The following is a 23774-nucleotide window of genomic DNA, read 5'->3' on the forward strand; positions in this document are numbered from 1 at the left end:
ATGGTACGGCTTCGGCCCGTCTGCGCGCCCTGGCTTGCGATGTGATGGCACGATCGTGACCATGACATGGCTTGTGACTGGTGGTGCTGGGTATATCGGGGCGCATGTGGTGCGGGCGTTCCTGGCCGACGGGATCGACGTGGTCGTGATCGACGACCTGTCCAGCGGGAAGGCCGAGTTCGTGCCGGACGGCGTCCCGTTCGTCCAGGCCAACCTGCTGGACGGTACGGCGGTCCGCGGTGCGCTGGACGGGGTCAGCGGGGTCGTGCACCTGGCCGGGTTCAAGTACGCCGGGGTCTCGGTCGACCGCCCGCTGCACACCTACACGCAGAACGTGACCGCGATGGTGTCACTGCTGGACGCGATGGCTGACAAGGAGATCCGCAAGCTCGTGTTCTCGTCGAGCGCCGGCGTCTACGGCACGCCGAAGGACGAGCTGGTGACCGAGCAGACGCCGCCGGACCCGCAGAGCCCGTACGGCGAGTCGAAGCTGGTCGGGGAGTGGTTGCTCCGGGACCAGGCCGCCGCGACCGAGCTGCACCACACGTCGCTGCGCTACTTCAACGTGGTCGGGTCCGGTGACAAGAAGGTGTACGACGCCAGCCCGTACAACCTGTTCCCGATCGTCTGCGGCCAACTGGCCCAGGGGAAGGTGCCGCAGATCTACGGCAACGACCACCCAACGCCGGACGGCACGTCGGTCAAGGACTACGTCCACGTCGCCGACCTGGCCCGTGCGCACGTCGCCGCCGCCCGCGCGCTGGACGCCGGGACGAGCCTGGAGCCCGTCTACAACCTGGGCAGCGGCACCGGCACGTCGGTCCGCCAGATCATGGACGCCGCCCGCCGCGTCACCGGCATCGACTTCACCCCGGCCGAAGGCCCTCGCCGCCCCGGCGACCCGTCCCGCGTCGTCGCCGACGGCACACTGGCCGCCCGCGACCTGGGCTGGAAGAACACCTACACCGTCGACGAAATGTTCGCCACCGCCTGGGAAGCCTGGCCGAAGAGCTGACCTCTGATCGTGGTGGGCGGTCCCCGCCGGTTGTAGCCTGTGGCGCAGTTCACTGAGCTGCCCGCTGCGGGCACCGATCGAGGGGTGCGATCCATGAGTTACGAGAGCCTGCCGCATTTTCTGGGGAAGATCGATCTCTTCGAGGGGCTGTCCGAGGACACCCTGTCCGATCTGATCGAGCGTGGCACCCGGCTGACCGTCCCGGCCGGCCAGCACGTGATCGAGCAGGGGGCCGACGACACCGGCCTGCAGGTGGTGCTCGAGGGTTCGGCCGACGTCGAGGTCAACGGTGTCGTCCGCGAGCCGCTCAAGATCGGGGACTACTTCGGTGAGATCTCGTTGATCGACGGCCTGCCGCGGTCCGCGACCGTGGTCGCCGGGCCGGACGGGCTGGGCACGTTCGCGCTGTCCGCGCTGGCGTTCGAGCCGGTCGTGCGGGAGAACCCGGACGTCGCCCAGGCCCTGCTCAAGGCCTTGACCGCCCGCATCCGCCGCCTAGAGTCCGACAGCTGAGCCATCAGCTCGAGCGCGCGGGGACGGCGATGACCGTGTTGATGCCACGCCTCCGGCGCGGCGGGTCCTGGGGCTCTGGCTCCCGGCCTTCCCTCGTCACTCCAGTCGCTTCGCTCCCTGCGCTCCTCAGTCCAGGCCGGGAGGCCCCATGACCGAGGAGCGGAAGGTTGTCTCGGCGCTGTTCTGCGACCTGGTCGGCTTCACCACCGCGTCCGAGTCCGCTGACCCCGAAGACGTCCGCCGGTGGCTGGCGCCGTACCACTCGACGCTGCGGCAGACCGTCGAGCGGTACGGCGGGACGGTCGAGAAGTTCGCCGGGGACGCCATCCTGGCGGTCTTCGGTGCACCGCGAACCCGGGAGGACGACGCCGAGCGGGCGATCCGGGCCGGCTTGGCCATCCTCGACGCGGTGCGCGAACTGCCGGACGGGCCGCTGGAGGTCCGGATCGGGATCGAGACCGGTGAAGCACTGGTCCAGCTGACCGCGCGACCCGAGCTCGGCGAACCGTTCGTCACCGGCATGGTCGTCAACACGGCCGCCCGGTTGCAGGCGTCGGCGCCGGTCGGCGCGGTCGTGGTCGGACCCGGCACCTACGACGCGACGAGTCGCGTGTTCGGCTACGAGGCGCTGGAACCCGTTGTGGCGAAGGGAATCAGCCACCCGCTCGACCGCTGGCAGGCCGGCCCGCCGCGGGCCCGGTTCGGCGCCGACGTGATCCGCGACCTCAGTACGCCGATGGTCGGCCGGCAGCGCGATCTGACCTTGCTGTGCACGGCGTTCGAGAAGGCCGTCGCGGAGCGGGTGCCGCAGTTCGTCACACTCCTCGGCGAGCCGGGCATCGGCAAGTCGCGCCTGGTCGCGGAGCTCGGCGCCTGGCTGGACCGGCACGACGAACTCGTCAGCTGGCGCGAGGGCCGATCAGTGCCGTACGGCGAGACGCCGTTCGGGCCGATCGCGGAGATCTTCAAGGTCCAGGCGGGGATCCTCGACACCGACCCGCCGACCCAGGTGGCGGAGAAGCTCGATGCGATCCTTCCGGACGGCGCGGACCGGGCCTGGTTGCGGGCCCGGGTCGGACCACTGGTCGGCGTCGAGCGCTCCACGCCGGCGGAGTCGGTGGCGCAGGAGGAGTCGTTCGCGGCCTGGCGCCAATTGCTGGAGTCGTTCGCTGAACAGTCGCCCGTGGTCCTGGTGTTCGAGGATCTGCACTGGGCGACGGACTCGATGCTCGCCTTCGTCGATCATCTGGCCGAGTGGCTGACCGACCTGCCGCTGCTGGTCGTCGTGACCGCCCGCCCGGAGTTGCTCGAACGCGGACCGCAGTGGACCCGCGGCGTACAGAACTCGCTGACCATCGGCCTCTCGCCGCTGACGGCAGCCGAGACCGACCAACTCCTGATCGAGATGTTCGCCGGTCAGGACGTCCCGGACCAGACCCGCCGTCGCCTGGTACGGCGGGCCGACGGCAACCCCTTGTATGCCGAAGAACTCGCCCGGATCGTCGCCGACTGCGGCCCGGACCGGGCCGCCTCCGTCGAGCTGCCCGCCGGCATCGCCGCGCTGATCGCGGCTCGGCTGGACACGCTGGAGTCCGATCGCAAGGCGCTGCTCGCGGATGCGGCCGTGATCGGCCGGGTGTTCTGGGCCGAAGCCGTCGCGGCCCTGTCAGGCCGGGACCCGGCGGAGGTCGTCCAAGCACTGCAGGAGTTGGCTCGTAAGGAGCTGGTGCGCCCGGTCCGGCGGTCGTCGATGCTGGGCCAGCACGAGTACACCTTCTGGCACGCACTGACCCGCGACGTCGCCTACAGCCAGGTGCCGCGGGCGGCCCGCTCGGCGCGGCACCTTGCCGCTGCCGGCTGGCTCGAGCTGCGCTGCCCGGCCTGCCAGGCCGAGACCCCGAACCTGATCGCATATCACCTCACCACCGCACTCGATCTGGCCGCCGCACTCGGCGAGACGGATGCGGTCGCGACGATCGCGCCACGAGCCCGCCGCTATCAGCTGATGGCCGCCGAGCTGGCGATGAACCTGGACACCCGCGAGGCGATCGCCCTGCTCGACCGCGCGCTCGGCCTCACCCCACCCGGCGATCCTGAACGTCCGGCGGTTCTGGCGCGCTGGGGCTGGGCGGCGTTTCTGGCCGGCCGGCTCGACGACGCGCGGACCGCCTACCGCGAGGCGATTGCCGGATTCGAGGCCATCGGCGACATCCGCGGACTCGCGCTCACCTTGCGAGCGTCGACGTACGCGCTGAACAGCATGGCGGAGAGCCTGGCCACGGTCGACCGGGCGGTCGCGATGCTCGAGGAGCTCGGGCCGAGCGCGGACCTCGTGCAGTTGCTGTCCGGGCAGGCGAGCATCCGGCTGGTCGCGAGCCGTAGTGAGGATGCGATCGCCTCGGCGGACCGTGCCCTGCGGATGGCCGCCGAGCACGGGTACGCCGTACCGCAACGGGCTCTCGAGGCCCGGGGGCTCGCCCGGGTCGGTCAGGGCGACACCGGCGGGCTGGTCGACGTGAAGGAGGCGCTGGCCGCGCTGCTCGAGCTCGGGCAGGGGCGCGACGCGGCGGTGGCCTGGCTGAACTACGGCTGGGTGCTGTGGCAGATCGAGGGACCGGTTGTCGCCTTGGGCGAGCTGGACACCGCTCGCGACTTCGCCGCCCGGCGGCGGCTGGCCGAGATGGAGCAGCAGATCGGCTGTACGGTTCTGCAGCTGATGATCGAGACGGGCCGGCCGGACGAGGCGATCGCGGCCTGCCGGGCCAAGCTGGAGCACCCCGGACCGGCGTTCACCACCCTGCGGCGCATCGAGGTGCTGTCGGCGCTGGCGGTGGCGGAAGCCGAGTCCGGTCTCGCGGGCGCGCGCGATCCGGCCGAGGAGGCGTTCCGGCTGGCGGTGGATGCGGGCTGGCCGGACCTGATCGTCGTCGCGGGATCGCCCGCGGTGACCACCCGGGCGCGGGACGGCGACCAGGACGGCGTACTGGAAGTTCTCCAGTTGCTCGCGTCATTGTCCGACCTGCGCGGCAGCCTCGAGTTCGACGCCCGGCTGCCCTCATTGGTGCGGGCGGCGCTCGCCGCGGGTCATGCCGACGCGGGCGCTGTGCTCACGGACTTCGTGGAGCCGGTGCTGCCGATGCGCGAGTACTCGGCGACGACCGCCCAGGCGCTGCTCGCCGAACACCGCGGCGACACCGAGGCCGCGGCCGCCGCGTTCGCCCGGGCGGCCGCGGACTGGGGTGCCTTCGGCAACAAACTCGAGCAGGCGCACGCCCTGCGCGGTCTGTTCCGCACCACCGGCGAGCCCGCCGCCCTGGCCCAGGCCGAGCAGCTGTTCAGAGCCCCGGGTACTCCTTCCTGAAGGAGCCGGACGGGGTCAGGTTCAGCTCGCCGCGGGGGCCGGTGAGTACGCCGCCTTCGACCGGGAGCGTGTGACCGGTGATCCAGGCGGCGTCGTCGGAGGCCAGGAAGGCGACCGCGGCGGCGATGTCCTCGGGCTCGCCGACCCGGCCGAGCGGACACATCTTCGAGAACCGCTCCAGGGTGCCCGGCTGGTTGTCCCAGTTCGGCGTCCGAATGGTGCCGGGGGCAACGATATTGAAGCGGACGCCCAGCTCGCCGTACCGGGCCGCGTAGTTGACGGTCATCGCGATCTGGCCGGCCTTGGCCGCGGAGTACTCGATGTTGCCGAAGGCGGCCAGGCCGTTCACCGAGCTGATCGTCACCACGTTGCCGCGAGTCCTGACCAGGTGGGGGAGCGCGGCCTGGATGCACCGGGACGCGCCGACCAGCGTGAGGTCGAGTTGCCGGTGCCACTCCTCGGCGGTCGCGTCCTCCGGCACGGACGTCACGATGCAGCCGCCGGCGTTGTTCACCACGACGTCCAGCCGGCCGAACCGATCGACCGCGGCCGCCACCGCCGCGTCGACGTCGTCCCGGCTGGTCACATCGAGGCGCAGGCCGAGCGCCTGCTCGCCGATCCCGGCCGCGACCTCGGCGACCTTCTCCTCCTGCAGATCGGTGACCACGACCGACGCGCCTTCGTCCGCCAGTCGCCGGGCCACCGCGGCCCCGATCCCCTGCGCACCCGCCGTGACCAGAGCCACCCGTCCTTCGAATCGCCGCACGTCATTCCTCCAGCACTCGGTCGACCTTCTCGTCCGTGACCCGGCGCTCCAGCTTGGCGGCATCCAGGTTGCGGCACAGGACGATCGAACCACCTCCGGAGATCACCCCGACCAGCAGCGCCACCCCGTCCCGCGTGGTCAGGTCCCGGGTGACGAGGATCCGCTCTCCGATGGGTTCCGCCGTACCGATCAGGTCTTCGTGGGTGAGGTCGTCGTACGCCGGTGACGACGGAGCCGGCGGGTCGAACGGGACGAACACGTCCGGGTGGTTGTAGACCTCGGCGCCGTAGTCGTGGATGCCGTCCGGCAGCGGCTCGCGGAACCGGCCGCCCAGCGGGAGCAGCGCCGACGCGATGGTCTCCCGCTCGCCGCGGACGGTCAGGTCCGGGCCGGTGATCGCGAGGGTGCCGGTGCCGCTGGTGAGGGCAGCGCCGACCGACCAGGTCGACAGCGCCCAGACCACGCCGAGCCAGTGCGGCGGCAGGCCGATCGCGACGGTCTCGCCGGGCTCCAGGTCGTACTCGTCGACCAGCAGGTTGGCGGTCTTGGCGACCCAGTTCGCGGTGGTGAGGGCGCTCAGCTCGATCCGTTCACCGGTCGCGTCGTCGTAGTAGGTGAGGAAGGGACCGGCGCCGTCCCGGCGGACCGCGGTTCCGAACAGCTCGGGAAGGACTCGTGACATATGGCCCACCCTACGTTTCCGGCGCCGACGTACCGTGGTGAGGGGATTCGCGGAAAGAAGGCTTGTCATGGTGCCACAGCTCGAGCTGCCACAGGGCGGCGAATGGATCGTCATCCTGGTCATCGTCATTCTGCTGTTCGGCGCGAAGAAGCTGCCTGAGCTGTCACGCAATGCGGCGCGCGCGCTCAACGAGTTCAACAAGGCCAGATCCGAGGACGACGACGACAAGCCGGCGCAGGTCACCGCACCTCAGCCGCCGCCGTCGGACGGGCCGGCCGAGTCAGTCGGGCGGGTTGATGTCGAGGGCGGCGGCTCGGAGGGCGTTGGCGAGGAGCGTCGCGGGCTCTGAGAGGCGGCCGGGGAGGCGGGCCAGGATGGTGCGCCGTAGCTCCTTCGGTCCGCCGCGGACGGTGACCACGCGGACACCCGCCGGTGCGGCCGACGCCATCGACGCGGAGATCGTGGTCAGCCCGGCACCGGCCGCGACCAGCTGCAACTTAGCCAGCCAGTCGCGCACCGTGTGCGCGATCACCGGCCGCTCGTCGAGCCCGGGCCAGACGCCCATCAGCAACTCCTCGCCGGCCGCGGGCCCGGCGATCCACCGTTGACCACGCAGGTCGGCCACGTCCACCGAGTCGTGGGCCGCGAGCGGATGACTGGCCGGCACCGCCAGCCGCAGACTCCGCTCGGCCAGCGTCTCCAGCTTCAACGCGGGCGACTCCGCGTCCGGCGGCCGGAACGGCGGTGCCGACGCCAGCAGCGCCAGGTCCACAGTTCCCGCCCGCAGCGCCCGGATCAGGGCGGGGGTCGATCCCTCCCGGGTCGTGACCGTGATCGCCGGATGGCCGCGGCGTAGCGCACTGATTGCCTGCGGCAACAGAACGGCGCCCGCGCTCGGGAACCAGCCCAGCCGGACAGTCCCACCGGCCGCGGGGAGCCCGGCGAGCTCGCGGGCCGTCGCGTCGAGCTGATCCAGCACGCCGGCGGCATTCCGCAGTACGACTTGACCCGCTGCCGTCAGCAGCACGCCTTCGCGCCGCCGCTCGAGCAGCGGTGCGCCCGCTGCCCGCTCCAGCGACGCGATCTGTCGCGACACAGCCGACTGGGTGTAGCCGAGCGCGGTCGCGGCCGCCGTGAACGTGCCGCGCTCCGCAACCTCCCGGAACACTCGCAACGCCACCAGTGAGACATCGGTGAAGTCCATGACGTTTACGCATACTACCTGTGCCAAAGATTCGTTGGAGTCATACTCGCACCGCATCTACGTTTGGTCACATGAGAGAACAACGCATCGCACTGGTCACCGGCGCCAACCAAGGCATCGGCTACGCCTTCGTCCGAGAACTGGCCATCCGCATGAACGAAGAGGACCTGGTGCTTCTGACCGGCCGTGACCCAGATCGGGTAGCTACCGCGGTGGCCGAGCTGGCTGACTCCGAGGCGGGGATGGCTCGGATCGAGGGGCGGGTGCTGGATGTGACGGATGTGGAGGCCGTGGCGGCGCTGGCCCGTGAGCTGGGGGCGGTTGACATCGTGATCTCCAACGCCGTCGGGCCGCTGCACCCGGATCGGACGCAGGCTGAGCAGGCTGATGTGTTCATCGATGTCGCCAACCTGGGGGCTCAGGCTGTGTTGCGGGAGTTCGGGCCGATTCTGCGGCCGGGTGGCCGGTTGATCGTGGTGGCCAGTTCGCTGGGGACGCTGGAGCAGTTGCCGGAGGCGCTGTGGGGGCGGTTCGACGGGGTGACGCTGGACGAGGTGGAGCAGGCGGTCGAGGAGTGGCGGGCCGCGATTCACGACGGGACGGCCGAGGAGAAGGGCTGGCCGGAGTGGATCAACTTCCCGTCGAAGGTGGCTCAGGTGGCCGCTGTACGGGCCGTCGCCGCGGATCGCCGTACGCGGGATCTCGAGGACGGGACGCTGGTCGCGTCGGTCTGTCCGGGGCTGGTGGACACCCGCGCGTCCCGGCCGTGGTTCGAAGACTTCAGCCAGGCGAAGTCCCCGGCCGAGGCGGTCAAGCCGATCGTCGACGTCATCCTGGCCGATCGCGTCGATCCCGCGATGTACGGCGAACTCGTCCGCGACGGCAAAATCCTCCCGTGGAAGCCGTCCACGCGGTGAAATCACCCCGCAGTACTCCAGCAGCCGGAGTTCTCATAAGGTCAGGACATGTTGATCCTGGGCGGCCTGGCTCTGATCCTGGTGCTGACCGTTGCCACTGGCTACTTCGTGTCCCAGGAGTTCGCGTACGTCGCGGTCGACCGGAGCCGGCTGCGGACGCTGGCCGAGGACGGTGACCCGGCGGCGGCGCGGGCGCTGAAGGTCACGTCGCGGCTGTCGTTCGTGCTGTCCGGCGCGCAGGTCGGCATCACCATCACCGCGCTGCTGGCCGGGTACTTCGCCGAGCCCTATCTCGGTGCGGGCCTGGAGGATCTGCTCGGCTCGGCCGGAGTGCCACAGGCCGTGAGCGTGTCCGTCTCGGTCATCCTGGCGTTGCTGTTGGCAACGATCATCCAGATGGTGCTGGGCGAGCTGGCGCCGAAGAACCTGGCCATCGCGAAGGCCGAGGCGATCGCGCTCCGGCTGGCTCGGTCGACGCTGCTGTACCTGACCATCGCCGGCCCGCTGATCCGGGTGTTCGACTCGGCCTCGAACCGGATCCTGCGCCGGGTCGGCATCGAACCGGTCGAGGAACTGCCCCAGGGCGCGACCGCGCAGGAGCTCGACCGGATCATCGTCACCTCCTACGAGCAGGGGTTGCTGGACGAGGACACGATGCGGTTGCTCGACCGCGGCCTCGATTTCCGCGGCCGGATCGCCGGGGAGGCGATGGTCCCCCGCGTCGACGTCATCACCATGCATCGGGACGAGCCGCTCACCCGGGTGGTCGAGCTGCAGGACACCGGTCACAGCCGGTTCCCGGTGATCGCCGACTCGGTCGACGAGGTGCTCGGTGTGGTCGCCATCGGCGACGTGGTCGAGCTCGAACCGGCCGACCGGGCGCACATCGCGGTCGGCTCACTGGCTTCGCCGCCGGTCGTCGTACCCGAGACCTTGCCGCTGCCCGGCGTACTGGAACGGCTGCGGACCGCCCGCCGTCAGCTCGCGATCGTCGTGGACGAGTACGGCGGATTCGCCGGGATCGTGTCGCTCGAGGACATCGCCGAGGAACTGGTCGGCGAGATCCGCGACGAGGACGACCTGCCCGAGAGCGGCCTCGTTCCGGGCGGCGACGGATCGTGGGTGGTGTCGGCCCGATGGCGGCTCGACGAGGTCCAGGCGGCCACCGGCGTCGCGCTGCCCGAGGGTGACGACTACGAGACCCTGTCCGGCCTCGTGATGGCCCGGCTCGGCCGGATCCCCGCGATCGGCGACGAGCTCATGGTGGAACTGCGGCACCGCATCGACCATGACGGCCGGCCGGTCCCGGCCGAGTTCGTCCGGCTGACGGTCCAGACCATCGAGCGCCACGTGCCGGGTCTCGTCCTGATGGAGCGGTTGGCATGAGTACGCCGCTCGCCCTGATCATCTCGGTGATCCTGCTGGCCCTGAACGGCTTCTTCGTCGCCGCCGAGTTCGCGCTGGTCGCGTCGAAGCGGCATCGGCTCGAGGAGGCGGCCGCGGCCGGCAACCGCTCGGCCCGGGCCGCGATCGCCGGGGTGAGTGAGCTGTCGCTGATGCTCGCCGGTGCGCAGCTCGGCATCACGCTGTGCACGTTGGGACTCGGTTCGCTGGCCGAGCCGGCGGTGGCCAGTCTGCTGCACCCGTTGTTCGAGCTGGCGCACGTCCCCGAGCGCGCCGGTCAGGTGATCGCGTTGATCATCGCCGTCGCCGTGATCGCCCTGCTGCACGTGCTTCTCGGTGAGATGGCGCCGAAGTCGTGGGCGATCAGCAATCCCGAGCGGTCGGCGCTGGCGCTCGCTCTCCCGTTCCGCGCCTTCACCTACGTCTTCCGCCCGCTGCTGATCGTGCTGAACTGGCTCGCGAACCTCTGCGTCCGGCTGGCGAAGGTGACCCCGCAGAACGAGCTGGCCAACGCGCACGGCCCCGACGAGCTCCGCCTGCTGATCGAGTCCTCCCGGGAACACGGCACGCTGGACGAACCCGAGCACAACCTGCTCACCGCGATGCTCGCGCTGCAGAACACCACGGTCGCCCAGGTGATGACTCCGATCGCCCAGCTGGCGACGGTTCCCGCGGCCGCGTCCGCCCGCGACGTCGAGCTGACCAGCCGCCGCGAGGGCCGCTCCCGCCTCGCGGTCGTCAGTTCGGGTACGACGATCTGCGGCATCGTGCACGTCCGTGAGGCGGCGCGCGCGACCACGAGCGGCGGTACGACGGTGCGCGCGTCGGACCTGATGACGGCGCCCCTCGAGCTGGCCGCGAGTACGCCGGTGGCGACCGCGATCCGGACGATGCGCGATCAGCGTTCGCAGCTGGCCGTCGTACGGGACGAGGATCGGCCGGTCGGGGTGGTGGCGTTGGAGGATCTGCTCGAGGAGGTGATCGGGGAGTTCGACGACGAGACCGACCCGATCGTCAAAGCCGCGAAGGCGGAATCACCGGATCGCTAGGGCGGCTACGGTGGAGGCAGGAACCGTCCGGAGGAGGACCGTCGTGCCGATCAGGCGGCTTGGGCTTGTCGTTCATCAGGGGCGTCCGGTGGCTGTGCAGACCGCCGAGACCGTGCGTCGGTGGGCGACCAGACACGACATCGGCTGCACCGACATCGACGTCTGGAAGGCGCACGAGGAACGGCGCGGCGGGATGGACGAGCTGCACCACGCCGGGAACCCGGATCTCGTGGTCACGCTGGGCGGTGACGGCACGTTCCTGCGCGGTGCCCGGATCGCGGCGAAGAACGACGCGGCGGTGCTCGGGGTCGATCTCGGCAAGGTCGGGTTCCTGACCGAGGTGGCGTGCCGCGACGTGGAGGCCGCTCTGGAGGCGGTGCACCACGGCGGTGCGACGTACGAGGAGCGGATGACGCTGACCATGCGGGCTTCGCGTCCACTGGAGATCCCGAGTGGCATCGAGTCGTTGCTGCGCTACGGACATGGCCCTGCCCTTCCGCCGCCGGCGGTCCGCCCGGAGACCGCCGAGGGTGACGGCTGGGGGGTGGCGCTGGACGTGACCGCGCTGAACGACGTCGTCCTCGAGAAGCTGGCGCGCGACCATCAGGTGGCGCTGGGTGTGTATCTGGCCGGCCGGCTGCTGGCGTCGTACTCCGCAGATGCGGTGATCGTGGCGACGCCGACCGGGTCGACGGCGTACAGCTTCGCGGCGGGTGGGCCGATCCTGTCGCCGAGCACCGAGGCGATCGTGTTCACTCCGGTCGCACCGCACATGACCTTCAATCGAACGGTTGTCACGGCGCCGGACGAGCCGGTCGCGCTCCGGGTCCTCCCGCACTCCGGTCAGGCCGCGGTCAGCATCGACGGGCAGCTCCGCGGCGTCCTCGATCCGGGCGACTGGATCGGCGTCTACGGCTCGACTCGGCGGCTGCGGCTGGTCCGGTTGGCTCCCACCGATTTCTACGGCCGGCTGCGGGACCGCTTCCGGCTCACCGACGCGCCCGCGACCGCCCTCGACGGCGAGTCCGACCTGTTCTGGCGGACCACCACACCTGTCCCACCGGACCTCGCCCACCTCAAGCTTCCGCCACCGTCCGGTCACGACCGGTAGGGTCTCTCCTCATGCGAAACGTGGTGATCCTGGCCGGTGGTTCGGGGACACGGTTGTGGCCGCTGTCCAGAGACGACCGGCCGAAGCAGGTGCTGCCGCTGGCAGCCGGACAGTCGTTGCTCCGGGTGGCGTACAACCGGCTGCGCGGCCTGGTCGAGCCGGAGAACATCTATGTGTGCACGGTCGGCGCGTACACCGAGGTGGTCCGCACCGAGCTGCCCGAGCTCGGCGAGCACAACATCATCGGCGAGCCGGCCCGCCGGGACACCGCGAACGCGGTCGGCCTGGCCTCTGCGGTGGTGGCGCGCAACGACCCCGACGCGGTGGTGGCGTTCGTCGGATCGGATCACCTGATCAGTCCGGAGGACGCGTTCCGGACCGCGATCGAGAACGGTTTCGCCGTCGTCGAGCAACGTTCCCGGTCGCTGGTGACGTTCGGGATCGAGCCGACCCATCCGCACACCGGGCTCGGGTACATCGAGCGCGGCGAGCCGCTCGAGGGGACCAGGGCCTTCGCCGTCGACCGGTTCCGGGAGAAGCCGGATCGGGCGACCGCCGAGGAGTACCTGGCCACCGGGCGGTTCTGGTGGAACTCCGGCATGTTCGTCTGGCGGGCCGAGACCGTGCTGAGCGTGCTGGACGAACTGCTGCCCGAGTCGGCCGCGCGGCTGCGTCAGGTCGCGTCGGTCTGGGACACCCCGTCGCGTGATGCGACCTTGGCCGAGATCTACCCGAGCCTGCGCAAGATCAGCGTCGACTACGCGGTGATGGAGCCGGCTTCGCAGGGCAAGGTGGACGCGGACGTGGTCGTCGTACCGATGCCGGTGCACTGGCTCGACGTCGGCTCCTGGGCCGCACTGGCCGGCACGTACGACGCCGATGCCAACGGCAACCGTACGGACGGGACGACGCTCAGCTGCCTGCTCGACTCCCACGACAACATCGTCGTCACCGACGACCCCGACCACCTGGTCGCCGCGGTCGGCCTGCGCAGCCACATCATCGTCCACACCCAGGACGTCACCATGGTCTGCCCCCTCGCCGACGGCGAACGCGTCAAAGACCTGGTAGCCCAAGTCCAATCCGACCACGCCGAGCGCTACATCTGACCCCCCACACCGCCCGGAGGTCGGCGGGGGTCGTTGCGCTGGCGGGGGTGCGGACACCCTGTCGGGACCTGGGACACCTCACAACCTGTCCCAGGCCCCCGGCAGCGTGTCTCAGGTCCCTGTTTGGTTCGTTCGCCTCCTTCGGGTCCCGGCAGTCGGCCTCGTTCTGTCGGTTGCCTGGGGTGTGGCGGACCTGCAGGCCATCACAATCGCCGAGACGCTGCGGTCGTCCGTGGGAGGTCTTCGTCCTGGCCTCGTTGTGATGGCCTGGCGATCCGGTCGACGGCACGGGAACACCCACGGAACCGACAAGAGCGGCGGATATCCGTCGAATGGTCGGGGTACGACGAACGCCCCGGCGGAAGCAGTTCCGCGGGGGCGTTCGATGTACACAAGCTGGGAGCTCAGCCGCCGGCGGGCTCCTGGGCGTCGGTGGACGGGTACTTGTCCATGAACTGCTTGAGGGCGTCGCCGCTCACGGAGCCGCAGAACTGGCGGTGGCCGAAGGCCTTGTCCTGGCCCTGGGCGTTGCCGCTCCAGTGCGAGAACGCGATGCTCTTCCCGTCCGGCCACGGCTTGCCGTCGGTCTCCCGGAACGGCGCCGCGATGAACTTGCCCGACGAGCTGTCCGGCAGCTTCGCCTTGGAGATCTTCTCGATCTGGTCGATCTGGTCCTTCGGCAGCGATTCCTTGTACCAGAGGATCGTGTACCCGTGCTCCAGGTTGTGCACCAGGTTCGGGATCGGCGGCCGGTCGTCGAGGGTGTAGAACTTCTTGTTGAACGGCGCCCAGACCGCGTAGTGAGAGCCGGACGACGGCGGCGACACCGAGTAGTTGATCACCGTGCCGTCGGGCTTGTGGTCCTGGGTGCCGCCGGCCTCGTCGTTGGTCGGCGTGTCACAGGACGCCGCGGACGCGGCCACCCCGAGCTCGGTGGCGGCCTGGTTCTTGGTCTGGGAGTCCTGGATCAGCCGGACCGCCGGGTAGGCGATGATGGCCAGGCCGACCACGATCGACGCGACCACGATGAGGATGGTCCGGTTCCGGTCCGCGCGGGCCTGGTCCCGGTGCATCTTCTCGATCATCTCGCGACGCGACTGCTTCTGCGACGACGCTTTACCCACTGTGTTGGTCTTCCCGGATCAGGGCGGCCACCGCGCCGCCGTGCGGGAGCAGTGTACGAGGTGACCCTGAGAGGTTGCCTAGAAAACTACCTGGACCGTGAGCCGAACGTGACAGTCGCCTCACTGCCCGGCCCGGTCCGGACGGCGACGCCGTACCCCTCGGCATGCAGCAGTACGGCGAGCCGCTCGGCGATCACGCCGACCGCGACCGGCTCGTCGCCGAAGACCGTGACGGCGTTGTCCAGCAGCTCGAGGTGAATGTCCTCGACCTCATCCAGCAGCCCGGCCCACAGCGCCGGGTCGACCTCACGCGGACCGGTCGGCGCCAGACGCTCCAGTACGGCGGCCCGCGCCGCCTCACGAGTCCCGAGACTGAACATGTCCTGGTCGGCGTCGCGCACCAGCGCCCGCGCCCCGGGCCCGTGCTCCCCAGTCGGGAGTACGGCGTCCTGCAGCCCGCGCACCACCGCGACAGGGACGCCGTCCGCCTTGCCCTTGACCAACTCGCTCGCACTGGCGATCTCGTCGGCCAGAGCCGGCTCCGTCACCGCCAGGACGTTGCCATGGCTGTCCGTCGTACCGCGAAGGTCTTCCACTACGCGGACTCCGGCCGCACCGATGGCCAGGTCGGTCTGTCCGTTGCGCCACGGGCGGCCCAACGTGTCAGTGATCACGATGCCGACGTTGACGTCGTACTGCTGCTTCAGGGCGGTTCGCAGCTGCCGGGCCGACTCGTCGGGGTCGACCGGGAGCAGCAGAACCGTGCCGGGGGCGGTGTTGGACGTATCGGTGCCGGCCGCGGCCATGACCAGGCCGTGCCGGGTCTGGACGATCCGGGTCTCGCCGCGCTGGGCCACGACCCGCACGAGCTCGGCGTCGATCGCCTCCTGCCGGGTGCCGTGGGTCAGGCGTCCCTCGGCCTTGCTGACGATCTTGGACGTGACGGACACGACATCGCCGTCCCGCAGGTCCGTCCCGTCGCCGATCAGTGCCGCCAGGTCGTCCCCGGCCGCCACCTCGGGCAGTCCGGTCACCGGGAAGACTTCCAGGTGCTTCCTCATCGCCGTACGGCCTCCGCGAGGTTCAGCGCCGCATCGGCCATCGCGGCGGTGGTGGACTCGTCCGTCATCCACAACGGCACCGCCTGGACGTGAATTCCGGCTCCGGCGATCGAATCAGCCTGGATCGCGTCCGACGTGTCGATCAGCCAGCCGTCCAGTACGCCGCCGGACGCGCGCGAACCGTAGTACCGGGCCACGGCCGAGGCGGTCGCGGCCACACCGACGGTGGCCAGCACCTTGTCGGCCATCCCGCGGACCGGGCCGGTGCCGATGATCGGCGACAGCCCGATGACCGGCGCGGCGGTCTCCCGGACCGCGTCCCGGATCCCGGGTACGCCGAGGATCGTGCCGACCGAGACGACGGGGTTGGACGGCGGCACGATCAGGACGTCGCAGTCCGCGATGGCCTCCAGCACACCGGGCGCGGGCTTGGCCTTCTCCTGGCCGACCGCGACGATCTGGTGCGCGGGGATCTCGGCCTTCCAGCGGACCCAGTACTCCTGGAAGTGGATCGCCTTGCGCCGCCCGGGCTGCTCCGGGTCGTCCACCACTACGTGGGTCTCGACCCGGTCGTCACTCATCGGGAGCAGCCGGACCGGGAGCTTCCAGCGCGCGCACAGCGCCTCGGTGACCGCGGTCAGGCCGTAGCCGGCGTCGAGCATCTGGGTCCGGACCAGGTGGGTCGCCACGTCCCGGTCGCCGAGGCCGAACCAGGTCGGCTCGACGCCGTACGCCGCGAGCTCCTCCTTGATCACCCAGGTCTCGTCCTCCCGGCCCCAGCCGCGTTCGGCCGAGATACCGCCACCGAGCGTGTACATCACCGTGTCGAGGTCCGGACACACCCGCAGCCCGAACAGGGTGATGTCGTCCGCGGTGTTCCCCACCACGGTGATCTCGGCGTCCGGGCGGGCCTTCAGCAGCCCGCGCAGGAAGGTGGATCCGCCGATGCCACCGCTGAGCACTGTCAATCGCATGGGAAGAGTCTGCACGAGTCGTCAATCGGTCGGACCACCGCACGACTATGCTGCGGTGGGTCCGAACCATCCGCACAGCTCAGTTGTACGGCCCCCAACATCCGAGGAGCCCTCGTGGTCACCGACGCAACCAAGAAGCTCAGAGAGCCGGTCGCGTACATCCTGCTCGCATTCGCCGGCCTGATCGTCCTGGCATCGCTGATCCGGCTGTTCGTCGGCGGCGCCGGCTTCACTGCCGCCGCCGGAGGCGTGCAAGGCATTCTCACCCCGCCGTCCTTCGGCGCAGTGCTGCTCCTGCTCTCGCTGGTGGGATCGGTCTGGCTGGTGAACGAGGCGGGTGAGCGGACGCCGAACGCCCGGACCGTGGCCCTGGCCGCGCTGGTGATCACCGGTGTGGCCGCCCTGATCGGCCTGATCACGGCGTTCGCCGGCTTCAACGAGACCAGCAGCGCCGGCATCAAGGTCGTCGGGTTCATCTACGCGCTCGGTGGCCTGGCTCTGTACGGCGCCGCCGGTCTCTACATCCTCAAGACCTACCAGGCTCTGCCGGCGCCGGTCCGCGCGCCGAAGCCGGGTCAGTTCGCGCCCCAGGGCCAGGCGCCGTACGGCCAGCAGCAGTACGGCCAGCAGGCGCCGTACGGCCAGCAGGGTGGCTACGGCCAGCCGCAGGGCCAGCAGGGTCAATACGGTCAGTACGACCAGGGTCAGGGCCAGTACGGCGGCTATGGCGCCGCGGCCGGTGCGGCCGGCGCTGCCGGTGGTTACGCGGCGGCTCAGGGCGAGCAGCAGCAGTGGCCGCAGGAGCAGAGCTGGAACCAGGGCGAGCAGCAGGCCTGGTCCGCCGGCGATGCCGAGGCTCAGCAGCACGGCGAGCAGCCGCAGCAGCCGGCCGAGCAGGCCTGGTCCGCTGAAGGCCAGGGCGTCGAGCCGACGCAGGCGTGGAGCGCCGAAGGCCAGCAGCAGTGGGGCGGCCAGGACCAGGGCCAGCAGTGGCCGCAGGAGCAGCAGTGGAGCGGTGGCGACGCCGGTCAGCAGCAGCAGTGGAGCGGCCAGGAGTACGGCCAGCAGGGTCAGCAGGAGTGGGCCGGCCAGGGCGAGCACGCCGCCCGCGAGGAAGGCTCACACGAGCAGCCCGAGGCTCAGCAGGCGTGGCAGCAGGAGCAGGCCTGGCAGGCGGAGGAGACTCCGGCCGCCGAGCCGCAGCCGAGCGCACAGCCGGAGCAGCCCGAGACCGAGGCCGCTGACGAGACCCGGGTCGATCCGCGCGTGACCGAGCCGGAGAAGAACGACCAGAACCAGCAGGGTCAGGAACAGCAGGGCTGGTGGTCGCAGCCTTCCTGACAAGGCAGCAAGCCTTTGCCGAAGTCGCCCCGAAACTGTTTCGGGGCGCTTCGGGAGGGAGTAGATCGGTGCGAGAGGCCTGTGCACGCAGGCCTCTCGTTCTTTTGCAGCCGTGTTGCGGATAGTGCCAATAGCAGACCACGGCTTGACTTTCGTGGATTGCAGGAATGTAATTTCAACCGTGTCGTTCGTTGGACACTCGGTATCGGGGACCGTTGCAGAGCGCAGGACGGACGAGGTCAGGCATGTGGACCGCAAACCCACATGTACAGGGGAACGAACAGGGTCGAGGAGGTCGTACCGTGACAGAGCTGATGGCGATTGTCGACGGTGAAGCGATCGAGGAGGAGCCGAACTGGCAGGAACGGGCACTGTGCGCCCAGACCGACCCAGAGGCTTTCTTCCCGGAGAAAGGCGGATCCACCCGCGAGGCGAAGAAGGTGTGCCTCGGTTGTGACGTGCGGGGCGAGTGCCTCGAGTACGCACTGCAGAACGACGAACGCTTCGGAATCTGGGGCGGCCTGTCGGAGCGGGAACGCCGCAAGCTGAAGAAAAAGGCCGTCTGACGGTCAGAACCCGGCACACAACTTCATCCAGGACTTTCCGCGAGGCCCCGCCGACGAACACGTCGCCGGGGCCCGCGGCTGTCCCGGGGAAGAGCGGAGTACGTCCTCCGCGTGCGGGTGAGTGGGTTGAGGCTCAGGGTGACGGCTGTATGGTGAGTCCTCGCCGCGACTCTGGTTGTGGTGAGAACCGTCCGTAACCATCGAGGTGTCACAGCTCCGCATGGAACAAGAAGCTCCGGCCGGCTGGGAATTCTTCGACTCCGTCGACTTCCCGACCGATCACATCGACGACCCGATGGGTCGCCCGCGGGTCCGGCATGTCGTCACCGCGGTGGTGGTCGGCCATGAAGGCGCCGCCTGGCTGCCCCGGCTGTCCGAGGCGCTGTGGGCGCTCAACCCACGGCCCGACCGGCTGATCGCGGTCGACACCGGATCCACCGACGAGACGGCCGAACTGCTGGCCGCGATGCCCGGCGTCGAACCCGTCGTCAGCGTCTCCGCACGCACCGGTTTCGGCGTGGCCGTGGCCCGCGGTCTCGAGGCGGTCGGGTTCGCCCCGATCCCCTCGGCCGTCGGCCCGTACGGCGACGACGGCCACATGCCTGTGGTCGAGTGGTTGTGGCTGCTGCACGACGACTGCGCCCCGGCCCCGAAGGCCCTGGAGAAATTGTTGCTCCAGGCCACGATCTCGCCGGCCACCGGCGTCTGGGGCCCGAAGCTGCGGCTCTGGCCGCGGGATCGCGAACTGCTCGAGGTCGGCGTCAGCACCTCGCTCGGCGGCCGCCGCGACACCGGCATCGAGATCGGTGAGCTCGACCAGGGCCAGCACGATCAGCCGCGGAACGTCCTCGCGGTCAGCTCGGCCGGCATGCTGGTCCGCCGCGACGTCTGGGAGGCCTTGCACGGCTTCGATCCGCGGTTGCCGATGTTCCGCGACGACATCGACTTCGGCTGGCGGGCGAGCCGCGCCGGGTTCCATGTCGGCGTCGCACCGGACGCGGTCGTCTACCACGCGCAAGCCGCGGCGACCGGCGAGCGCGCGCTGGCCGGCACCCGTCGGCACGCGTACCAGCTCGACCGCGCACACGCCTACTACACCGTTCTCGCGAACGCGCCCGGCAGGCTGCTGCCGCTACTGATCCTGCGCTTCCTGTTCGGCACCGTGCTGCGATCGGTGTGGTTCCTCCTCGGCAAGACACCATCCGGTGCGGTCGACGAGTGGACCGCATTGCTCGGCACGCTGCTGGCCGGCGGCTGGACCCAGGCCCGCAGGAACCGCCGCAACCTCGATCGGGTCCCGTACGACGACATCAAGGGACTCTTCTCCCGGTCGGTGAACGCGCTGCGGCACAACCTGGAAGAGACGACCAGCACGATCTCCGAGCGGATCCGCGAAGCCTGGGCGGACGAGCCGGAAGAGCAGGTCGTCACGACAGCACGCCGGGCCAAGTCCACGGCGCGGGTCGCCGTCGACCAGCCGCGCTGGCGTCGTCAGCTGATCCGCCGCCCGTTCCTGGTGGCGTGGGTCGTCCTGGCGATCGGTGCGCTGGTCGCGGGCCGCAGTCTGATCGGTGGCGGTGTCCTCCGGTCCAACCTCTTGCTGCCGGCGCACGAGAGCCTCGGTGCGCTCTGGCACGCGGCCGCTTCCGCTCCGCCCGGTGTGACGCCGCCGGCCTGGCTGGCGCAGTTCTGGGCGTTCTCGACGGTCATGTTCGGCCCGTCCGGTGCGGCGAACCTGTTGTTGCTCGGCGCTGTTCCGCTGGCCGCTCTGTCTGCGTGGGCGTTGCTGCGCTCGTTCGTCGTCGACCGTGTCGCACGAGCCTGGGGTGCCGCGGCGTACGGGATCGCTGTGTTCACGAACGGCGCGATCACGCAGGGCCGGATCGGGACGTGTGTGGCGGCGATCGTGCTGCCGCTGCTCGGTGCTGCCGTGCACACCATCGCCCGGCGGCGTCGTGTGGTTATCCAAGGCAGTTGGCGGGCCGCGTGGTTCGCCGGAATCTGTCAGGCCGTGCTCTTCGCGTTCACCCCGGCGCTCGGACTGCTGGTCAGCGTCCTCCTGGTCCTCGGTGCGGTGATCGGACTTGGTTGGCGCCGGCAGAGCCGCCAGTTGGTCTTCTCCGTCGTACTGGGTCTGTTGCTCGTGTTGCCGTGGACGATCCAGCTTGTGCTGCATCCGTCGCGGCTGGGGCAGGAGGCCGGCGGACCGCCGACCGCCGCGGTCGGTCCCGGCGACAGCCTGCCGCATCTGTTGACCGGTACGCCGATCGGAGCGCCGGCACCGTGGTGGTTCGCCGTACCGCTGATTCTGGTCGCGATGGTCAGTCTGCTGCGTTCGTCGCGGCAGCGGTACGAGTTGCTCGGATGGTTCGCCGCACTGGCCGGTCTGGCCGCGACGCTGGTCGCCAGCCGGCTGGGTGGTGGCAGTGGGCCGCTGATGTTCCTGATGACGGCCGGATGGATCATCGCGGTCGCGGTCGCCTGGGACTCGGTCGGCAAGTCCACTGCGATCATCGTGCAGGGCGTGCTCGGGTTCGTGCTGGTGACGACGATCGTGACGGCCGGGTTCTGGCTGGTCCGCGGGATGGACGGGCCGCTGTGGCGCGGACCCGCGCAGGACCTGCCGGCGTACCTGGTGTCCTCGCAGGATCCGCCGGACAACGCGTCGATCCTGGTCGTGCGCAAGGCGCCGGGTGGCGAGATGCGGTTCTCGCTGGTGAAGAACGGTGGCCCGCGGATGGGGGCGCTGGAAGCCGCGCCCACCGCGGAGCAGACCAAGCCGATCGGCGACGTCCTGGCGACCCTCGGTGGCGGTGGCACCGGTGAGGAAGGGCGGCAGTTGGCCGGATTGGCGGTCGACTACGTCTACCTGCCCGCACCGCTGGATCCGACGCTGCAGTCGACCCTCGACTCGCTGCCCGGTCTGACCCGGGCCAGTGCCGAGGACGGAGACGCGTCCTGGCTGGTGGACCGGACGAAGATCGAAGGCACGTCGCCGTTGCAGGACCAGACCCACACGCTGTGGCGGCTGCTCGGCATCATCGGCTGGATCATCGCGCTGGTCTTCTGCCTGCCGACGGTTCGCCGTACTGTCGCCGTCCCGCACGGCACCCACGCGAGGAGGGACCGGTGATCCGGTTGCTGGCGAACCCGCTCGTCCGGCTCGGAGCCGTGGTGCTGGCGATGGCCGTGATCGGCGGGCTCGCGGTGGTGACGCACCCCAAGGAGCCGGTGACGAGTCCGGAGGCCGCAGTCGCCCCCGCGCCCGCGGTGGTGAACCGTACGGCGTTGTCCTGCCCGGTGCTCGCGACCGGCGGGAAGCTGACGAGCGTGGTGAACGCGGTGTCGCCGACGCTGCCAGAAGGCACGCCGACCGCGTCCGGCACCGAGGCGCCGCTGTCGATCACCCCACTGGCGGCCAAGGCCGACCCGGTCGGCTCGCTGCTGGTGCGCGGCAAGATCGGTTCGACCGCTCCGGCGACGAAGCCGGAGCCGCTGTCGATCCAGGGCACCGGCCCGCTCGCCGCCGGCACCGTCGGCACGAGTACGACGACCGCCACCGAGGGCGTGAACCAGGGTATGGCGAGCGTGACGTGCCAGGCGCCCGGTTCGGACTTCTGGTTCGTCGGAGCGTCCGGAGCGAGTGGCCGGCGCGATGTGCTGGTGCTGACGAACCTGGACAGCGTCAACGCCGAGGTGAACGTCACCATGTATGCGCGGACCGGTCCGCAGGACCTGCCGGCTGCGCGGGGGATCGTCGTACGGGCGCGGCAGACGACCGAGCTGTTCCTCGGTCAGGTCGCGACCAACCTGCGGGACGTCGCGCTGCACGTCGAGTCCACTGGTGGCCGGGTCTCGCCGGCGCTGCGGGACAACGCGAGCAACGGCACCAAGCCGGCCGGTGTGGACTGGCTGAACCCGTCGGCCCCGCCCGCGACCAAGGTGTTCGTGCCGGCCGTGGCGCCGGGTGCCGGAGCGCGGATCCTGTCGATCGCGAACCCATCGGATCTGCAGGCGACGGCCAGCCTGACCGTGCACGGGCCGAACGGCCCGTTCAAGCCGGCCGGTCTGGAGACTGTGCAGGTGGACGCCGGCTCGGTGAAGACGGTCATCCTGGACCCGGTGCTGAATCGTGATCCCAGCGCGATCACCGTGACCTCGGACCAGCCGGTGACCGCGTCGATGCGGATGTCGGACGCGAGTGGGACGGACTTCGCTTCGCTCGGGTCGGCCGAGGCGCTCACGGGACCGGCGTACCTGGTTCTGCCGGCGCATCAGCAGCCGGCCGTCCTGGAGGTCACCGCACCGGGTAAGACGGGCAGTGTGAAGTTCGAGCTGCGCGACCTGGCCGGGCGGGCGCTGCAGACCCGAGCGCTCGACATCATCGGCGGCGCGACCACTGCGATCCCGTTGCCGGCGCAGCCGCGGCCGACGTACCTGATGGTCCAGCAGACGCGGGGCACGGTCGTGGCTGGGGTCACGTTGATGCCGGCGGCCAAGGCGGACAAGGAAGACGTGGCTCAGGTCGCCGCATGGCCGCTGAGCACGTCGCTGGTGTTCCAGGCCCAGCTGGGCGCACAGCCTGATGTGCGGGCCGCGCTGAGGTAGTCAGCCCTCGGAGGTGTTCGCGCCGGGATCCTGGAGCATGCGCAGGTGGCGCCGGCGGGCGATCTCGACCGGTGCGCCCGGACCACCGGCGCCGGGCTCCTGGCGGGGCAGCGGGCGAGCTGCCTCGCGGACCGCGTTGGCCAGGGCTTCCAGGTCGTCCGACGACGGTCCGGCCGCGGCCGGGTCCGGAGCGAGCCGGATCACTTCCCAGCCGTTCGGTGCGGTCAGCCGGTCGGCGTGATCGGCACACAGGTCGTAGCAGTGCGGTTCGGCGTACGTCGCCAACGGGCCGAGCACACAGGTGGAGTCGGCGTACACATACGTGAGCGTCGACACCGCCGACTTATGACAGGCGGCGCGCGAACAGATCCTGGCGATGCTCACGACCAGACGTTACCCCCACTAGGCTGAGCGCGTGACCGAGGCTCGCCGTCATCGCAGGCACATCGACCGCCACGGCCGCGGAATGCTCGGGCCGATCAGCCGGCCGAGCAAGTTCGCGCCGCGCGGTCTGCCGCTGCAGCGATCGGCCGCGGCCCAGTTCGACGAGGTGGTCGCGATCGAGGTGACCCGGCTGGAGAAACGGCTGCCGCAGGTCGTCGCCCGGGTCGAGTTCGCCATCGAGGACGTGCCGAACCTGGAGCTCGACGCGACCGAGATCCCGCTCACCCACTCCACCGGCGGCACCTCGCACGAGCCGTACCGGATCGTGGTGTTCCGCCGCCCGATCGAGCTCCGCGCCGAGCGCTCCGCCACCGGCCTGGCCTGGCTGGTCCGGTCCGCGCTGGTCCTCGAGTTGGCCGACGTACTCGCGCTCTCCCCCGAGCAGATCGACCCCGACTTCGACGTAGACGAAGACTGAGCTCTTGGCCGGGCCTTCGGCGCCGGCGGGTCATGGGGCCTTGGCTCCCGCCCTTCCCTCGTCGCTCCGGTCGCTTCGCTCCCTACGCTCCTCAGTCCAGGGCGGGA

General features: G+C 70.3%; 21 protein-coding genes. 14 read left to right on the top strand and 7 right to left on the bottom strand.

What is annotated here, in order from left to right; translation table 11 throughout:
* The first annotated feature begins 61 nt into the window (after nt 1-61).
* From galE to OG558_RS18850, 3 genes are all read left to right on the top strand, one after another.
* On the top strand, nt 62-1015 hold the full coding sequence (galE, locus tag OG558_RS18840) for a UDP-glucose 4-epimerase GalE (protein ID WP_405071421.1): 954 nt from the start codon (nt 62-64) through the stop codon (nt 1013-1015).
* Nucleotides 1016-1108: 93 nt separating this feature from the next.
* Nucleotides 1109-1528, top strand: a complete 420-nt coding sequence (locus OG558_RS18845) for a cyclic nucleotide-binding domain-containing protein (RefSeq protein WP_405071422.1) — start codon at nt 1109-1111, stop codon at nt 1526-1528.
* Between the two features lie 148 nt (nt 1529-1676).
* Nucleotides 1677-4889: an ATP-binding protein gene (locus tag OG558_RS18850; RefSeq protein ID WP_405071423.1), complete on the top strand. Its 3213-nt coding sequence runs from the start codon at nt 1677-1679 to the stop codon at nt 4887-4889.
* On the opposite strand, the gene OG558_RS18855 is transcribed toward OG558_RS18850, so the two are convergent.
* Together OG558_RS18855 and OG558_RS18860 are read right to left on the bottom strand one after the other, a co-directional pair.
* Nucleotides 4864-5655 (bottom strand): SDR family NAD(P)-dependent oxidoreductase, encoded by a 792-nt coding sequence (locus tag OG558_RS18855; protein WP_405071424.1) that lies wholly within the window; start codon nt 5653-5655, stop codon nt 4864-4866. The two genes, OG558_RS18850 and OG558_RS18855, sit on opposite strands and share 26 nt — an antisense overlap.
* 1 nt (nt 5656) lies before the next feature.
* Nucleotides 5657-6337 (bottom strand): TIGR03089 family protein, encoded by a 681-nt coding sequence (locus tag OG558_RS18860; protein WP_405071425.1) that lies wholly within the window; start codon nt 6335-6337, stop codon nt 5657-5659.
* A 67-nt stretch (nt 6338-6404) separates the two neighbouring features.
* Here OG558_RS18860 and OG558_RS18865 point away from each other — a divergent pair, with 67 nt between their 5' ends.
* Nucleotides 6405-6686 (top strand): twin-arginine translocase TatA/TatE family subunit, encoded by a 282-nt coding sequence (locus tag OG558_RS18865; RefSeq protein WP_329484661.1) that lies wholly within the window; start codon nt 6405-6407, stop codon nt 6684-6686.
* Here the strand turns inward: OG558_RS18865 and OG558_RS18870 are convergent.
* Nucleotides 6618-7541, bottom strand: coding sequence for a LysR family transcriptional regulator (locus OG558_RS18870; protein ID WP_405071426.1), 924 nt, complete (start codon nt 7539-7541; stop codon nt 6618-6620). The genes OG558_RS18865 and OG558_RS18870 overlap by 69 nt on opposite strands.
* Nucleotides 7542-7612: 71 nt before the next feature.
* On the opposite strand from OG558_RS18870, the gene OG558_RS18875 reads away from it, so the two are divergent.
* From OG558_RS18875 to OG558_RS18895, 5 genes are all read left to right on the top strand, one after another.
* The gene (locus OG558_RS18875; protein ID WP_405071427.1) at nt 7613-8458 is read left to right on the top strand and encodes an SDR family NAD(P)-dependent oxidoreductase; all 846 of its coding nucleotides are present in this window, start codon (nt 7613-7615) and stop codon (nt 8456-8458) included.
* Between the two features lie 48 nt (nt 8459-8506).
* Nucleotides 8507-9844 (top strand): hemolysin family protein, encoded by a 1338-nt coding sequence (locus OG558_RS18880; protein ID WP_405071428.1) that lies wholly within the window; start codon nt 8507-8509, stop codon nt 9842-9844.
* On the top strand, nt 9841-10911 hold the full coding sequence (locus tag OG558_RS18885; RefSeq protein ID WP_405071429.1) for a hemolysin family protein: 1071 nt from the start codon (nt 9841-9843) through the stop codon (nt 10909-10911). Before OG558_RS18880 ends, OG558_RS18885 begins: the two co-directional genes overlap by 4 nt.
* An 88-nt stretch (nt 10912-10999) precedes the next feature.
* Entirely contained in the window at nt 11000-12022 is a 1023-nt protein-coding gene (locus tag OG558_RS18890) for an NAD(+)/NADH kinase (RefSeq protein WP_405071430.1), read from the top strand.
* Between the two features lie 11 nt (nt 12023-12033).
* On the top strand, nt 12034-13131 hold the full coding sequence (locus OG558_RS18895; RefSeq protein ID WP_405071431.1) for a mannose-1-phosphate guanylyltransferase: 1098 nt from the start codon (nt 12034-12036) through the stop codon (nt 13129-13131).
* 404 nt (nt 13132-13535) lie between these two features.
* Here the strand turns inward: OG558_RS18895 and OG558_RS18900 are convergent, their stop codons facing one another.
* The 3 genes from OG558_RS18900 to cofD all read right to left on the bottom strand — a co-directional run bounded on the left by OG558_RS18900 (nt 13536) and on the right by cofD (nt 16290).
* Nucleotides 13536-14216, bottom strand: coding sequence for a DUF3105 domain-containing protein (locus tag OG558_RS18900; protein ID WP_405071432.1), 681 nt, complete (start codon nt 14214-14216; stop codon nt 13536-13538).
* Between the two features lie 125 nt (nt 14217-14341).
* Nucleotides 14342-15316, bottom strand: coding sequence for a coenzyme F420-0:L-glutamate ligase (locus tag OG558_RS18905; RefSeq protein WP_405071433.1), 975 nt, complete (start codon nt 15314-15316; stop codon nt 14342-14344).
* Nucleotides 15313-16290, bottom strand: a complete 978-nt coding sequence (cofD, locus tag OG558_RS18910; protein ID WP_405071434.1) for a 2-phospho-L-lactate transferase — start codon at nt 16288-16290, stop codon at nt 15313-15315. The genes OG558_RS18905 and cofD overlap by 4 nt, the downstream gene beginning before the upstream one ends.
* 114 nt (nt 16291-16404) lie before the next feature.
* On the opposite strand from cofD, the gene OG558_RS18915 reads away from it, so the two are divergent.
* The 4 genes from OG558_RS18915 (at nt 16405) to OG558_RS18930 (ending at nt 22805) form a co-directional block, all read left to right on the top strand.
* Nucleotides 16405-17631: a hypothetical protein gene (locus tag OG558_RS18915; RefSeq protein WP_405071435.1), complete on the top strand. Its 1227-nt coding sequence runs from the start codon at nt 16405-16407 to the stop codon at nt 17629-17631.
* A gap of 314 nt (nt 17632-17945) precedes the next feature.
* On the top strand, nt 17946-18197 hold the full coding sequence (locus OG558_RS18920) for a WhiB family transcriptional regulator (protein ID WP_020389877.1): 252 nt from the start codon (nt 17946-17948) through the stop codon (nt 18195-18197).
* Between the two features lie 220 nt (nt 18198-18417).
* Nucleotides 18418-21330 (top strand): glycosyltransferase, encoded by a 2913-nt coding sequence (locus OG558_RS18925; protein ID WP_405071436.1) that lies wholly within the window; start codon nt 18418-18420, stop codon nt 21328-21330.
* Nucleotides 21327-22805, top strand: coding sequence for a DUF5719 family protein (locus tag OG558_RS18930; RefSeq protein ID WP_405071437.1), 1479 nt, complete (start codon nt 21327-21329; stop codon nt 22803-22805). The genes OG558_RS18925 and OG558_RS18930 overlap by 4 nt, the downstream gene beginning before the upstream one ends.
* On the opposite strand, the gene OG558_RS18935 is transcribed toward OG558_RS18930, so the two are convergent.
* Nucleotides 22806-23189, bottom strand: coding sequence for a DUF3499 domain-containing protein (locus OG558_RS18935; protein ID WP_405071438.1), 384 nt, complete (start codon nt 23187-23189; stop codon nt 22806-22808).
* 31 nt (nt 23190-23220) lie between these two features.
* Between OG558_RS18935 and OG558_RS18940 the strand changes: the two genes are divergently transcribed.
* A complete protein-coding gene (locus OG558_RS18940) occupies nt 23221-23667 on the top strand; it encodes a metallopeptidase family protein (RefSeq protein WP_405071439.1) in 447 nt (148 codons plus the stop codon).
* The last annotated feature ends 107 nt before the right edge of the window (nt 23668-23774 follow it).

The organism is Kribbella sp. NBC_01510 (genome assembly GCF_045040325.1).
GTDB lineage: Bacteria > Actinomycetota > Actinomycetes > Propionibacteriales > Kribbellaceae > Kribbella.

Coding starts and splice junctions, on each gene's coding strand:
- OG558_RS18920 (WP_020389877.1), top strand. CDS start 17,946: ATGGCGATTGTCGACGGTGAAGCGATCGAGGAGGAGCCGAACTGGCAG.
- OG558_RS18880 (WP_405071428.1), top strand. CDS start 8,507: ATGTTGATCCTGGGCGGCCTGGCTCTGATCCTGGTGCTGACCGTTGCC.
- OG558_RS18900 (WP_405071432.1), bottom strand. CDS start 14,216: ATGATCGAGAAGATGCACCGGGACCAGGCCCGCGCGGACCGGAACCGG.
- OG558_RS18845 (WP_405071422.1), top strand. CDS start 1,109: ATGAGTTACGAGAGCCTGCCGCATTTTCTGGGGAAGATCGATCTCTTC.
- galE (WP_405071421.1), top strand. CDS start 62: ATGACATGGCTTGTGACTGGTGGTGCTGGGTATATCGGGGCGCATGTG.
- cofD (WP_405071434.1), bottom strand. CDS start 16,290: ATGCGATTGACAGTGCTCAGCGGTGGCATCGGCGGATCCACCTTCCTG.
- OG558_RS18860 (WP_405071425.1), bottom strand. CDS start 6,337: ATGTCACGAGTCCTTCCCGAGCTGTTCGGAACCGCGGTCCGCCGGGAC.
- OG558_RS18875 (WP_405071427.1), top strand. CDS start 7,613: ATGAGAGAACAACGCATCGCACTGGTCACCGGCGCCAACCAAGGCATC.
- OG558_RS18905 (WP_405071433.1), bottom strand. CDS start 15,316: ATGAGGAAGCACCTGGAAGTCTTCCCGGTGACCGGACTGCCCGAGGTG.
- OG558_RS18865 (WP_329484661.1), top strand. CDS start 6,405: ATGGTGCCACAGCTCGAGCTGCCACAGGGCGGCGAATGGATCGTCATC.
- OG558_RS18850 (WP_405071423.1), top strand. CDS start 1,677: ATGACCGAGGAGCGGAAGGTTGTCTCGGCGCTGTTCTGCGACCTGGTC.
- OG558_RS18870 (WP_405071426.1), bottom strand. CDS start 7,541: ATGGACTTCACCGATGTCTCACTGGTGGCGTTGCGAGTGTTCCGGGAG.
- OG558_RS18885 (WP_405071429.1), top strand. CDS start 9,841: ATGAGTACGCCGCTCGCCCTGATCATCTCGGTGATCCTGCTGGCCCTG.
- OG558_RS18895 (WP_405071431.1), top strand. CDS start 12,034: ATGCGAAACGTGGTGATCCTGGCCGGTGGTTCGGGGACACGGTTGTGG.
- OG558_RS18925 (WP_405071436.1), top strand. CDS start 18,418: ATGGAACAAGAAGCTCCGGCCGGCTGGGAATTCTTCGACTCCGTCGAC.